The following is a 13,477-nucleotide window of genomic DNA, read 5'->3' on the forward strand; positions in this document are numbered from 1 at the left end:
GCATGACTTCAGAAGTGAACCACACGCCCCAGGGGATCTCGGCGACGCTGGCCTCGTTCGCTCTGGGCCTTTCGCTCGACGCCGTGCCCACGGTTGTGCGCGAACGCGCCAAGCACTTGCTGCTCGACGCGATCGGCCTGGCCTATGCGTCGCAGCCGGCCGACTTCACCCGGGTCGCGCTCGAAGGTCTCACGGCCCTGAGCGCCGGAGACAAAGCGGGCGCGACGGTGATCGGCCGTGGCCAACGCCTCAACACACGCGACGCAATGGTCATGAACGGCGTGCTCGTGCATGGCCTCGACTTCGACGACACGCATTCGCGCGGCGTGATCCATGCCACCGCGAGCGTGTTGCCGTGCGTGTTCGGCGTGTCGGAGCTGCGCGGTGTCGATGGCGCCCAGACGCTGGCGGCTTACATCGCCGGCATGGAAGCGGCCACGCGCATCGGCTCGGTGGCGAAGGGGGGATTCCATCAGGTGGGATTCCATCCGACCGGTGTCGTGGGGATCTTCGGCTGCACGCTGGCGGCCTCACGCCTGTTGGGCCTGACCGCACAGCAGACTGCAATGGCGCAGGGCATTGCGCTGTCGATGGCCAGCGGCAGCCTCGAATTCCTGCAAGACGGCGCCTGGACCAAACGCTTGCATCCGGGCTGGGCAGCGCAGTCGGCGTTCACCGCGGCGACCATGGCCGCGCACGGCTACATCGGCGCATCCGCACCGTATGAAGGGCGTTTCGGCCTGTTTTCGAGCTACCTCGGCGAACAGCGCGGCAATGCCGATCTGGCGCTCGCGACTGAAGACCTGGGCGAGCAATGGCAGATCGAAGAAGTCGCGATCAAGCCGGTGCCAGCCTGCCATTTCACGCATGCGTTCGCCGACGCCGGCACGGCGTTGCACAAGGTCTGGCAGCAACGGGGCGCGAGGATCAGCGAACTGGGCGATCAGGTCGAGCGCATTCGCGTGAAGGTGCCCGAGGCGGTCGTCAAAACAGTGTGCGAGCCGGTGGCCAACAAGCGCCGTCCGGCCAACAGCTACGACGCGCAGTTCAGCGTACCTTATGTGGTATCGAGTGCCTTGATCAAAGGCCACTTCACGCTCGACGAACTCGAACCGGCGGCGCTGCGCAATGACGCGGTACTCGCGCTGGCGGCGAAGGTCGAGTACGAGATCGACCTGGCCAGCACTTTCCCGCGCCACTATACGGGGGAAGTCGTGTTGGAACTGCGCGACGGCAGCACGCTCGCGCATCGCGAGGCGATCAATCGCGGCAGCGCGGATCGTCCGCTCAGCAATGCGGAAATCGTAGAGAAGTACGTCGCCAATGCAGCGCGTGTACTGCCGCAGGCACGCGTTGACAAGGTGCGCGAGACCGTGCTCGCTCTCGACCGCCTGCCGGCGGGCGCCCTGCAAGCCGTGCTCGGCGAGGCGGTCTAGGCCGCGAGTGAATGTCTGGAGATAGTGAGATGACGCAAGTGGAAAACAACACCGCGGGGCAAGGCGACGACGATACCCTGATCCTCGACATGCTGGATCGCTTCCTCAAGGTAGAGGTCAAGCCCTACGTGCATGCCCTGGAGAAAGCCGACGAGTATCCGGCCGAGATCGTCGAGCAGATGAAGGAGATGGGGCTGTTCGGTTGCCTGATCGCGCCCGAGTATGGCGGGTTGGGGCTCTCGACCCGCACCTATGCGCGCATGATCGAGCGCATGTCGGCGGTGTGGATGTCGCTCAGCGGCATCGTCAATTCGCATCTGATCATGGCGATGACGGTGCAGCGCAACGGCACACCGGACCAGAAGGCCGCGTTCCTGCCGCGCTTCGCGACCGGCGAGTTGCGCGGCGGTATCGGCCTGACCGAGCCGGATTGTGGCACCGATCTGCAGGCGATCCGCACGACCGCCACGCGCGACGGCGATCATTACGTGGTCAATGGCGCGAAGACCTGGATTACCAACAGTTTGTACGGCAATTGCCTGGTGCTGCTGGTCAAGACCGATACGACGGCACAGCCGCGACATCGCGGCATGAGCCTGCTCATTGCGGAGAAGGGACCCGGCTTCGAAGTGAGCCGCAAGCTGGAAAAGCTCGGTTACAAGGGCATCGATACTTGCGAACTCAATTTCGACAACTACCGCGTGCCGGTCGATCGCCTGATCGGCGGCGAGGAAGGGCGTGGCCTGAAGCAGATCCTGAGCGGGCTGGAACTGGGGCGCATCAACGTCGCGGCGCGCGGTCTCGGCATCGCGGTGGCGGCACTCGACGCGTCGGTCGCGTACAGTCAGCAACGCAAGACCTTCGGCAAGCCGATCTGCGAGCATCAGGCGATCCAGCTCAAGCTCGGCGAGATGGCGACACGCGTGCATGCCTCGCGGTTGCTCGTCGATGCGGCGGCGCAGGCGTATGACCGCGGCGAACGGTGCGACATGGAAGCGGGCATGGCGAAGTACTTCGCCACCGAGGCCGGCGTCGAGAACAGCACCGAGGCGATGCGCATCCACGGCGCCTATGGCTATTCGAAGGAATTCGACATCGAGCGTCTGTATCGCGATGCGCCGCTGCTCGTGATCGGCGAGGGGACCAACGAGCTGCAACGCATCATCATCGCGAAGCAACTGATCGAGAGGAATCCGGTATGAGCCTGCCACTGTCCGGACTGCGGGTGATCGCAGTCGAGCAATACGGTGCCGGTCCGTTCGCCACGCAGCATCTGGCCGATCTCGGCGCCGACATCATCAAGATCGAGAACGCGAAGGACGGCGGCGACGTCGGCCGCGCGGTCGGCCCGCACTTCTTCGGCGAGGGCGACAGCCACTTCTACGAAGCGTTCAATCGCAACAAGCGCAGCATGGCGCTCGACCTCAAGAGCGCGGAAGGCCGGGAGATCCTGCTCAAGCTGGTCGAGTCCGCGGACGCCGTGTTCGACAATCTGCGCGGCGACCTCCCCGTCAAGCTCGGCCTCGACTATGCGTCGCTGGCGCGCGCGAACCCCGCGCTGGTATGCGTGCACTTGTCGGCTTACGGCCGCACCGGTTCGCGCAAGGCGTGGCCCGGCTACGACTACCTGATGCAGGCCGAAGCCGGCTATCTGTCGCTCACCGGCGAGCCGGACGGTCCGCCCGCGCGCTTCGGCCTGTCGATCATCGACTTGATGACCGGCACGACCGCCTCGATGGCGTTGCTCGCCGGGGTGCTCGAAGCACGCAAGACGGGCACGGGGCGCGACCTCGATGTCAGTCTGTTCGACGTGGCGCTGCATAACCTGGCCTATGTGGCGACGTGGTACCTGAACGGCGGACACATGACGCGGCGCGAACCGCGTTCGAGCCATCCGTCGCTCACGCCCAGCGAGTTGTACCGTACGCGCGACGGCTGGATTTTCCTGATGTGCAACAAGGAGAAGTTCTGGGGCGTGCTGGCGCAGGAGATCGGCAAGCCGGAATGGATCACCGACCCCGAGCTTTGCAACTATGCGGCGCGCCTGAAGCATCGCAATCGCGTGCGCCGCGAACTCGACGACGTGTTGATGACCGAGGACACGGCGACGTGGATGCAGCGCTTCGCGGGCAAGGTGCCGGCGGCGCCGGTGCACGATGTTGCACAGGCGCTCGACAATCCGTTCGTGGCCGAGCAGGCGCGCGTGATGGACTTCGAGCACCCGGAACATGGCCCGATCAAGGGCGTGGCGTCGCCGGTGCGCATCGACACGCCGCTGCCGACACGCGCGGCGCCGCGAATGGGCGAGCATACGGACGAGGTACTGCGCGAAGCCGGGTTCGGCGACGACGCGATTGCTTGGCTGCGCGAACAAGCTGTGGTGCAATGACACCATTACTCCTCACCGGCAACGCCGACCACGCGCATGACCCCATTGCTTAACCAGCAGCCACGCTATCTTCAGCTCGCGCAGACGCTGATCCACGAGATCCGCGATGGTCGATACGCGGTCGGTGACTTCCTGCCGACCGAATTCGATCTGTGCGAGCAGTTCGGTGCCAGCCGCTTCACGGTGCGCGAGGCGGTCAAGCGCCTGGTGCAGATGGGGCTGGTGGATCGCCAGCCCGGTGTCGGCACGCGCGTGTTGGCGCGCGAGGCGGTCAGCGGCTACCAGCAGGTGATGCGCCAACTGGGCGACTTGCAGCAATACACGGCCGACACCGAGCTGGAGATCCTCGCACGCGATCTGGTCGAAGTCGACGAGACACTGGCGCCGGTGCTGCGCGCCGGTAATGGTGAATCGTGGCTGCATCTATCGGCGCTGCGGCGCAGTGGCGGCGAGCCGGACCCCATTTGTGTCAGCGACATCTATATCCATCCGGCGTTTCGTGCGCTGGAGGGGATCGCGGACAGTTCGCACGTGCCGATCTACACGCTGATCGAAGAGCAGTTCGGTGAAAAGATCGCGGCGGTGCAGCAGGAGATTCGGGCCACGCTTATCACGCCGGCGCAGGCGCGCTGGCTCAACGTGAAGCCGAAGTCGGCGGCCTTGTGGATTTGCCGGCGGTATCTGAATCGCCGCGAGGAAATCGTCGAGGCGGCGATCAGCATTCACCCGGCCGACCGCTTCAGTTATTCGGAAACATTTCAACGCGACTGGCGCGCCGCCTCCTGACACCCCGTCAATGCGTCGGGAAGGGCGCCCGCGCAAAGGGGCACCCATGAACGCTGTATCCACGTATCTGTTCGTTCCCGGCGACCGTCCGGATCGCTTCGACAAGGCGCTCGCCACCGACGCGGCGCGCGTGATCCTCGATCTCGAGGACGCCGTTTCTCCCGAAAACAAACAAGCGGCGCGCGACGCGCTGTTTCAATGGCTGGCGCAACACGGTGAAGACGCGCGCGTATTGGTGCGCATCAATGGCGTGCATACGCCCTGGCACGCCGACGATCTGCGATTGGCCGAAATGCCGGGCGTCGCGGGGATCATGTTGCCAAAGACGGAGCGGGCCGACGAGATGCAGTCGTTGCGCGCCCGCTTGCGCGAGGCGCAGACGCTTTACGCGCTGATCGAGACGGTCGACGCGGTGGTACGTTTGCGCGAAATTGCGGGGGCGCCGGGCGTGACGCGACTGGCATTCGGTACGGTCGACTTCTGTGCGGACGCCGGCATCGGCGACGACGGTGCCGCGCTCGATGCGATTCGCACGCAGTTCGTGATCGAGTCACGCTATGCGCGGTTGCCGGCGCCCATCGATGGGGTGAGCGTCGCCATCGGCGACGACGACGCGTTGCGTGCCGATGTGCGCCATTCACGCGCGTTTGGTTTCGGGGCAAAGCTTTGTATTCACCCGAGGCAAGTCGGGATCGTGCGCGACGGTTTCCTGCCGACGCAACAGGAAGCCGAGTGGGCGACGCGGGTGCTCGATGCGGTCGCCGCAGGAGGCGCAGGCGCGATCGCCGTGGACGGCAAGCTCGTTGACCGGCCGGTTGTGGAACGTGCCAAGGCGATCGTGGCGCAACTGGTTTAGGGGCTGCGCCAAAGGCGCCCGTTGGCCCCAGGTTCAATGGCTCTCCGAAAACATCGTCATCCGCTTCAGAATCCACGTCAGCAACGTTTCTGCCGCTGCGGAAAGCGGACGACCAGATTTCACGAGCACTCGCGCCTTCGCTGCTTCGAAGAGGGGATGTGCAATGGGCAGTGCCACGAGTTCGCCGGCATCGATTTCGCGGTACACGGAGAAGGCGCCGATCAGCGTCGCGCCTTCTCCGCGAGTCACGAAGTGGCGTAGTACCTGAAGCGAGTTTGTGGTCAGCGTTCGGCGGATGTCGACGTTTTCCGTGTAAGCCAGCATCTCGACAACCTGTCCAAGCCCGAATGCGGGCGGCATCAGCGCCAACGGATATTGCAGCATTTCCTCGACGGTGACGGTACCGCCTCGCAGTGCGAGCGGATGCCGGGTATTGACGAGCAGCACGATCGGCTGCGACGACGTTGCGCGGAATTCAACCTCCGGATGCGCGGGCGGGTTATAGGCCAGACCGATGTGCGCGCGGCTCTGCGCCACCTCCTCCAGCACGTTGTTGACCGGCAGGATATCGACGATCACGTCGAGTCCGGGGAACTGCATGCAGAAGTCGTTGAGCACCTCTTCCATCAGGCCGTCGATGTAACCCTCGCTGATCGCGAGCCGGACATTGCCCCGCTTCAAACCGCGCAGCGCCTCAAGCCGATCTTCGAACTGCTCCTGTTGAGACTGGCATCCCCGCCAATATTCGAGGAGGTGCATGGCCGCTTCGGTCGGCCGGACACCCCGCGCACGCCGCTCGAAAAGCGGTGCGCCAATCTCGTCCTCGAGCAGCCGGATTTGCCGAGTGATCACCGACGCCGCCGTATTGAGGCTGTCGGCTGCCGCGCGGATCGAGCCGTGCGTAAGCACTTCGTGAAAATACCGCAAACGCCGTTGATTCAGTTCACGCACCGTGTCCGTCCTCGGTTAAGTGTTGCCAAATGAGCAACGATAACCGACTTAGGTTGCTCTTGCTCTTCGGTTTTTGGCTGTTAATGATGAATTCATCCTAAGCACACCGGAGAACGCTCTTGTCCGCTATTCCTTCCACGCCTCTCACTGAACGGCACGCGGCGCTTTATCGCAAGCTGAACTGGCGGCTGCTTCCGTTTCTGCTGCTTTGCTACACGTTCGCGTACCTCGACCGGGTAAATATTGGTTTCGCGAAGCTTCAGATGCAAAGCGATCTTGGCTTCTCCGATGCCGTGTACGGTCTCGGCGCGGGTATTTTCTTCCTCGGCTATGTGTTGTTCGAAGTCCCCAGCAATCTCCTCTTGCCGAAGGTGGGCGCGCGCAAGACCATCAGCCGGATCATGGTGTTGTGGGGGGTGACTTCGGCGTCGATGGTGTTCGTGCGTTCGGAGCCGATGTTCTACACGATGCGGTTTCTGCTCGGCGTCTTCGAGGCGGGATTCGCACCCGGCATGATCTTCTACTTGACCTATTGGTACGGTCGCGCGCGCATGGCGCAGGTCATGGCGATTGTCATGCTGGCAGGTCCGATCGGCGGCATGTTTGGCGGCCCCCTGTCGACGTGGATCATGACGGCGTTTTCCGGCGCGCACGGCCTTGACGGCTGGCAGTGGATGTTCTTGATCGAGGGATTGCCGTGCGTGGTGTTCGGCGTGCTCGCGCTGTTTGTACTCGACGACCGGCCTGCCGACGCACGTTGGCTGAGCGCCGACGAGAAGCGCCTGCTCGCGTCGGAACTCGATGCCCGGGGCGGCTCACATCATTCGTTCGCGCAGGTCGCCAAGGATCCGCGGGTCTATTGGCTCGCGTTGCCGTACTTCTGCTTTATCTGTGGGATCTACGCGGTGAGCTTCTGGCTGCCCTCGATCATCAAGGCGGCCGGCGTGCGAGACACCCTGCAGATCGGCTTTTACTCGGCGATACCTTACGTCGCGGCGGCCGTCGCGATGCTGCTCGTCGGCCGCAGTTCCGACCGGCGCGGCGAGCGTCGCTATCACAGCGCAGTGCCCGCACTCATCGGTTCGGTGACGCTGGCGCTCGCCACGCTCTTCAGCAGCGATCTCGCACTCTCGCTGACCTGCATGACGATTGCGACCGCCATGATGTGGGTCGCCTATACCGTGTTCTGGGCGATGCCGTCCGAATACCTCAAGGGCGACGCCGCATCGGGCGGCATTGCGCTCATCAACACCATCGGGCTGATGGGCGGTTTCCTGAGCCCGACGATCATCGGCTGGGCGCAGGGTGCGACCGGCAGTCTGCACGCCGGGCTGTATGTGATGGTCGCGCTGCTGGCCATCGGCGCCATCGTATTGCTCGCGATGCGTCCGGCACGCACCGCTTGACGTCCGTGACGCCCGATCCCGCCCCCCTCAATCTCACCAGAGGTCTGATTTTGTCCCGTACCCCTCCGACCATTTTGATCGCCGGTTTCCAACACGAAACCAATACCTTTGCGCCGTCGAAAGCCGCTTACGAGAACTTCGAGCGTGGCGAAGGCTTTCCGTCGATGTCGCGCGGCAGCGACGTACTCGCGCTGCGCGACGTCAACATTCCCGCCGGCGGCTTCATTCGAGCGGCGGAGGCTGCCGGATACGCGCTCTCGCCGGTCATCTGGGCAGGCGCGAGTCCGTCGGCGCACGTGACGCGCGACGCATTCGAGCGAATCGCGGGCGAGATCGTGGAGGCGGCGCGCACGCAGCGGTTCGATGCGGTGTATCTCGATCTGCATGGGGCGATGGTTGCCGAACATGTCGACGATGGGGAAGGCGAGCTGCTGGCGCGCGTACGCGAGGTCGTCGGCCCGAGCGTGCCCATCGTCGCGTCGCTCGACCTGCACGCGAACGTCACCGAACGAATGTTGCGCAGCGCGAATGCGCTCGTCGCGTATCGCACGTATCCGCACGTGGATATGGCCGAGACGGGGGCGCGTGCCGCCGATCTGCTTGCACGGTTGATATCGGGGGAAGGGCTGCATCGCGCGTCGCGGCGATTGCCCTTTCTCATTCCGATCAATGGCATGTGTACGCTGCTCGAACCATCGCGCGGGATGTACCAGCGCGTCGGCGAGGCGGAAGTGGGCGATGTCGTATCGGCATCGTTCGCACCCGGGTTTCCGGCAGCGGATTTTCCTGAATGCGGTCCGGTGATCTGGGCGTATGGGCATACGGCCGACGCCACGGATGCTGCCGTCGACGCGCTTTACCGGCGCATGATCGACGAGGAGTCTGCGTGGCGCGTCACGTTCCTGTCCCCCGATGCCGCGGTGCAAGAAGCGATGCGATTATCCGAAGGGGCGAGTCGTCCGGTCGTCATTGCCGATACGCAGGACAATCCAGGGGCGGGTGGCGATGCCAACACGATGGAGATGCTGCGAGCGCTTGTTCGTCATGGGGCTAAACGTGCTGCGATCGGCCTGATATACGATCCGGAGGCTGCGGCGTTAGCGCATCGCGCGGGCATAGGCGCGCAGATCGAGACGTCGTTGGGCGGGCAGTCGGGCGTGCCTGGCGATCAACCGTTCGTCGGCAAGTTCGAAGTCACGTTCCTCTCCGAGGGTCGGTGCCGCTATGACGGCCCCATGATGAACGGCATGCAAGCCGAACTTGGCCCGGTCGCGTGCTTGCGCATCGACGACGTGTTGATTGCGATCAGTTCCAGCAAGGCGCAGATGCTGGACCGCAATCTGTATCGCGTGGCGGGAATCCAGCCAGAGGAGATGCGCATTCTCGTGAACAAGAGCTCGGTGCATTTTCGCGCGGACTTCGAGCCAATCGCCGAGGCGGTGTTGGTGGCGAAGGCGCCGGGCCCCATGACCGCCGATCCCGCCGATCTGCCCTGGACGCGTCTCGCGCCCGGCATGCGCACCCGGCCCGGCGGTGAGCCTTTTGGCGGGTAGCGTCGGTGCTACACAACAAATTCCAGGACGGCTGGGCGGAAGGCACCATGCACGACACCGTCGTTAGGCTGGCCTGACGGAGAAATAGGCGAGAGGCATAGGGAAGAGGGACAGTCGCCCGTCCCGGACCACCGCTCGCTTTATGGCATTCGCGGCGACGCTTGCGGCGCCCGGTGAACCCGCCTTGGGTCTTCCGTGGCGTCGCCGCGTCGGATCATCTCGTCAATCTCAGCCCGCAATTGCTTGACGAGGACATCCACCGCCGCAAAGCATTTCCCGACGGAGGGCGCCACTTGTCGGTGCGCGACGATCCTGCGCCTGTCGCGATAGCGTATCCACGCGATGTACCCGTGATGCTCAAGCTCGAGCGCAGCCTCGATGTGGACGGACCGATAGGTTTCGATGGTTCTCAGGTTCATGCCCCCTCCTGGTAAATGCCGGGAAGATCTACGCGGCTTCGAGCTGGTGAATTTGCGTTCCCGCGTGAAGTCCCGCAATCAAGTCGCTCTCCGTAATCATTCCGATGACACGATTGCCGTCATCAACCACTGGAATATGGTGGTGCCCAGTCGTGGAGAACGTGGGCAGTAGGTCGAGAATGGAATCTGAGCCCTTTGCGGTACACACCTTGGTTGTCATCACCGAGCCGACCGATCGGGGGTTGTCCTTCCCGGGGAGAAGCCAACCGAGCGCGTTGCCAATGCTTTGCGGTCCGGCCGCACGTCCAAGCTCGCGATGGATGTCATACCGCGTCACGATGCCGACGATCCGATGATCGGTGTCGCGCACCGGAAGCGCCTTGATGGCGCGACGCTCCAGCAACTTGAGCGCCACCGAACAATCCGTCTCCTTGAGCACTGTCAATGGCGACTTCGTCATGATGTCCTGGCACGTCAGGCCGTGAAATGTTCGGCGGCAGGCGGCGAGTTGGGTTTCTCGCAGGAGCGCCTCCAGGTCGTCGATGTCCACGTCGATGAATTCATTTCGACGCGCCAGCACGGCTTCCAGGTCTTTACGCGTGAATCCGCCGCCGGCTTCCATCGAAGCATCCGCCGATTCCGTCGCCTTGACCTTCACCACGCGATGTGGATAGCGGTGCCCCGTGAGCGAGTGATAAATGATGGCGAGCGACACCAGCACCGTCGACTGCAGGGCAACGGGGGCAATGGCGAAGGCATAGCCCATTCCATGGATGCCGGCCCCGCCGAACACGGCGGTCAGTGCCACGGCACCGGCGGGCGGATGCACGCAACGCGCTGCAAACATCGCCAGAATGGCCACGGAAACGGCGATCGCGCCGGCAATCGGCACATTCGTAATGACGATGCCGCATGTGACGCCGACAACGGCGGCGATGACGTTGCCGCCAATCACCGACCACGGTTGAGCGAGCGGGCTGGCGGGTACGGCAAAGAGAAGCACCGAGGAAGCCCCCATCGGGGCGATCAGCAGCGGAAAGCGACTGGAGAATCCGGGGAATAGATGGATGGTCAGCCCGGCAATCGTCAGCGCTGCTGCTGCGCCCAGGCCAGAGCGCAGGCGTTCCCGTGCACTGAGGCCCGTGGCGTTCGGCAGAAACGCGCCTAACCATGCTTGCATCTGCTTTTGAGTCAACATACCCTTTCGAATTGTTATGGTGTGAAGGAAAAAGCGCCTCGCCGCACGAGTGACTTTGATCGGCTGGCCGTCCATGATTCTGCATCTGCGCGTCAATAGAGTCCAAGACGTGGTTGCAATGGTCCCGATAAGTTCAAGTTATGGAGAACCGCACCGTGGTCCCGCGTCAAATACGGTATTTGCTCGCTGTTGCAGAGCACAAGAACTTCACGCGCGCTGCGGACGCGTTGGGCGTTTCCCAGCCCGGGTTGTCGCAGCAAATCAAGCAGCTCGAGGACTACCTCGGCACGACGTTGTTTGACAGAACCGGACGGTCGATCCGACTCACCGATGCTGGCGAGACATACGTTGCGCATGCGCGCAAGGCGCTGTTCGAGCTTGAAGCCGGATGGCGGGCATTGCAGGAGGTTGAGGATCTGTCGCGTGGGGTACTTCGCGTGGCGTGTACGCCTTCATTTACCGAATCGCTGATGCCGAAATGGGTGCACTCGTTTCACGAGCACTATCCGAACGTCCACGTGTATATGTCGGAGATGTCGCTCGACGCCATCGAAGGCGCGTTGTGCGCGGACGAAAGCGACATCGGCGTTGGATTCACCGATGTTCGAACCGAAGGCATCCAGGTGACGCCCCTGTTCGAGGAGCGGGCAACGCTTGTCGTCAGCTCGACGCATCCACTGCGCTGCGCAGGGGTTGCCATCACATCGGCGCAATTGGCGAGCCTGCCGCTTGTGATGCTCGTCGAAGGTTTCGCCGCTAGAACGTATGCGGATGCGTATTTCCGAGCGCACAAAATCGCGCCCAACATCGCCATCGAGGCCAACTCCATCAGTGCGGTACTGAGAATTGTCCAGCTTGGGGGGATGGCCACCGTATTGCCCCAGGTCAGCGGGGATGTGCCGACAGGACTCTCGCATCTCGATCTGCCGGAGCCCATCACGAGCCGTACCGTGGCCATTCTGGAGCGGCAGCGGGTCCACCGAACCGCCGCCGCAAAGGCCTTTGCGAACATCGTGATGTCGTCGACGCGTCAGCTTGGGCTTGCGTCGTCCTTCATCGACGACGACCTTCGTCGGCCCGACGGCACTGTCGTCAGAACACCCCGGGAATGACGCGGTAGCGCACATTCGCCTGATAGGCCCGATATTCCGGGTCGTGGGACAAGAGCCGTTCTTCCCGAAGCAGACGACCAATCTGAAGGGCGTACAAGCCGGCATAGACGAGCAGGTTGCGCCAACCGAAGTTCGTCGACAGAAAGCCTATGTCTGTGATGAAGTAGCCGAGATAGATCGGATGCCGGACAAGACGATAGGCGCCGCGGGTCACGATGCCCCGGTTTGCTGGCAAGATGCCGAACGACCGGCGCAACGACGCCTTGGCGAACAGTTGCCACAGAATGCCGGCACAACACAGGGTTGCACCCACCGGCTCCGGAATAAGCCGGATGCCCGGCGCCAGCTCGATAGCCAGGAAGTAGAACGTGCCGCCGACCGACAGCGCAATGCTCACCGGTCGCCAGTCGCGCTTCTCGGGAATGCGGGCAAACAGCGACAGACCGACGGTCAACGACGACGCAAGCGCAAGCAGCAGCACCGTCAGACGGGCGGGGTCCAGGCGCCATTGCAGGATGGCCGAATACGCAAAGATGCTTAGCAGCAGCGCGGAGCCCACTCGCACCGATATCTCCACCGCCATTTCACGCCACTGAGGTCGAGACTGCATGCCCGATTCGTCACGGGGCAGGGCACCGTCCAGGGGTAGATCCACATAGTTTTTGCTTTCCATGATCCAGGTCCTTGATGCTGGTCACGTCGGCACCTCGCGTGCCGGTCGTTTTTGCTCTGTCCCCCGCGCCGCAAACAACGCGGGGTGTTGCCGTCAAGCGATGCCGGTGTAGTTCCGGAGCCGGCGTCATCGTGGTAATGCCATGCCCGCGCTAATTGATCGAACCGGAAAGCGAAGGCAGCAACACCCGGTAGATCTGAAGGAACGCCGGGCCAAGCAGCACCAGCAGCAATGTCGGGAAGATGAAGAAGATCAGCGGAAACAGTAGTTTCAGCGCGATTTTCGCCGCGCGCTCCTCGGCCCGTAGCCGCCGCTTCATTCGCAAGGTCTCCGACAACACCCGCAACGACGCCCCGATGCTGGTCCCGAAACGCTCGGCCTGGATCAGCATCGACACGAACGTATCGATATCCTCCACGCCCGTTCGCAGGCTCAGATTGCGCAAGGCTCTCTCCTTTGAATAGCCCGACCGGAGTTCGAGCAACATCAAGTCGAATTCGTGCGCGAGCACCGCGCTGCGAACGTGGATTTCCTTCGCGACACGGGCCAGCGCCGCATCCAGGCTCAACCCTGCTTCGACACACACGGTCAGCAGATCGAGTGCGTCCGGAAAATCCTCGAAAATCACGCGTTGGCGCCAGGCGATTCGGCGCGTCAGAATGCCGTTCGGCAAATAGTAGCCGATCGCACCGAGCAAC

At 63.2% G+C, this 13,477-nt stretch carries 13 protein-coding genes; 8 read left to right on the forward strand and 5 right to left on the reverse strand.

The features are described from left to right. The first annotated feature begins 2 nt into the window (after positions 1-2). Genes A985_RS0110890 through A985_RS0110910 form a run of 5 tightly spaced genes read left to right on the forward strand, consistent with a single transcriptional unit; the run spans position 3 to position 5,467 of the window. On the forward strand, positions 3-1,436 hold the full coding sequence (locus A985_RS0110890) for an MmgE/PrpD family protein (protein WP_017233437.1): 1,434 nt from the start codon (positions 3-5) through the stop codon (positions 1,434-1,436). Positions 1,437-1,465: 29 nt separating this feature from the next. After that, positions 1,466-2,638 carry an acyl-CoA dehydrogenase family protein gene (locus A985_RS0110895; protein WP_017233438.1) on the forward strand — a complete coding sequence of 391 codons (1,173 nt, stop codon included), beginning with the start codon at positions 1,466-1,468 and terminating at the stop codon, positions 2,636-2,638. After that, the gene (locus A985_RS0110900) at positions 2,635-3,825 is read left to right on the forward strand and encodes a CaiB/BaiF CoA-transferase family protein (protein WP_017233439.1); all 1,191 of its coding nucleotides are present in this window, start codon (positions 2,635-2,637) and stop codon (positions 3,823-3,825) included. Before A985_RS0110895 ends, A985_RS0110900 begins: the two co-directional genes overlap by 4 nt. Before the next feature lie 36 nt (positions 3,826-3,861). After that, positions 3,862-4,611: a GntR family transcriptional regulator gene (locus A985_RS0110905; RefSeq protein WP_017233440.1), complete on the forward strand. Its 750-nt coding sequence runs from the start codon at positions 3,862-3,864 to the stop codon at positions 4,609-4,611. Between the two features lie 46 nt (positions 4,612-4,657). Continuing rightward, positions 4,658-5,467, forward strand: a complete 810-nt coding sequence (locus tag A985_RS0110910) for a CoA ester lyase (protein WP_017233441.1) — start codon at positions 4,658-4,660, stop codon at positions 5,465-5,467. 33 nt (positions 5,468-5,500) lie between these two features. On the opposite strand, the gene A985_RS0110915 is transcribed toward A985_RS0110910, so the two are convergent. Further along, complete coding sequence (locus tag A985_RS0110915) at positions 5,501-6,418, reverse strand: LysR family transcriptional regulator (RefSeq protein WP_017233442.1); 918 nt, start codon at positions 6,416-6,418, stop codon at positions 5,501-5,503. A gap of 119 nt (positions 6,419-6,537) precedes the next feature. On the opposite strand from A985_RS0110915, the gene A985_RS0110920 reads away from it, so the two are divergent. Together A985_RS0110920 and A985_RS0110925 are read left to right on the forward strand one after the other, a co-directional pair. Next, entirely contained in the window at positions 6,538-7,824 is a 1,287-nt protein-coding gene (locus tag A985_RS0110920; RefSeq protein WP_017233443.1) for an MFS transporter, read from the forward strand. A 50-nt stretch (positions 7,825-7,874) separates the two neighbouring features. Further along, complete coding sequence (locus tag A985_RS0110925; RefSeq protein WP_051060143.1) at positions 7,875-9,377, forward strand: M81 family metallopeptidase; 1,503 nt, start codon at positions 7,875-7,877, stop codon at positions 9,375-9,377. Between the two features lie 140 nt (positions 9,378-9,517). On the opposite strand, the gene A985_RS28535 is transcribed toward A985_RS0110925, so the two are convergent. Further along, the gene (locus A985_RS28535) at positions 9,518-9,796 is read right to left on the reverse strand and encodes a hypothetical protein (RefSeq protein WP_017233445.1); all 279 of its coding nucleotides are present in this window, start codon (positions 9,794-9,796) and stop codon (positions 9,518-9,520) included. A 28-nt stretch (positions 9,797-9,824) separates the two neighbouring features. Continuing rightward, complete coding sequence (locus A985_RS0110935; protein ID WP_017233446.1) at positions 9,825-10,994, reverse strand: HPP family protein; 1,170 nt, start codon at positions 10,992-10,994, stop codon at positions 9,825-9,827. Between the two features lie 155 nt (positions 10,995-11,149). On the opposite strand from A985_RS0110935, the gene cynR reads away from it, so the two are divergent. After that, positions 11,150-12,106 (forward strand): transcriptional regulator CynR, encoded by a 957-nt coding sequence (gene cynR, locus A985_RS25060; protein ID WP_083902273.1) that lies wholly within the window; start codon positions 11,150-11,152, stop codon positions 12,104-12,106. Here the strand turns inward: cynR and A985_RS0110945 are convergent. After that, positions 12,087-12,716, reverse strand: coding sequence for an isoprenylcysteine carboxylmethyltransferase family protein (locus A985_RS0110945; protein ID WP_039830203.1), 630 nt, complete (start codon positions 12,714-12,716; stop codon positions 12,087-12,089). The two genes, cynR and A985_RS0110945, sit on opposite strands and share 20 nt — an antisense overlap. 214 nt (positions 12,717-12,930) lie before the next feature. After that, positions 12,931-13,477, reverse strand: a 547-nt coding sequence (locus A985_RS29155; RefSeq protein WP_039830180.1) for a type II secretion system F family protein, incomplete at its 5' end; no start/stop codon positions are given.

Source organism: Pandoraea sp. B-6 (assembly GCF_000282835.1).
GTDB lineage: Bacteria > Pseudomonadota > Gammaproteobacteria > Burkholderiales > Burkholderiaceae > Pandoraea > Pandoraea cepalis.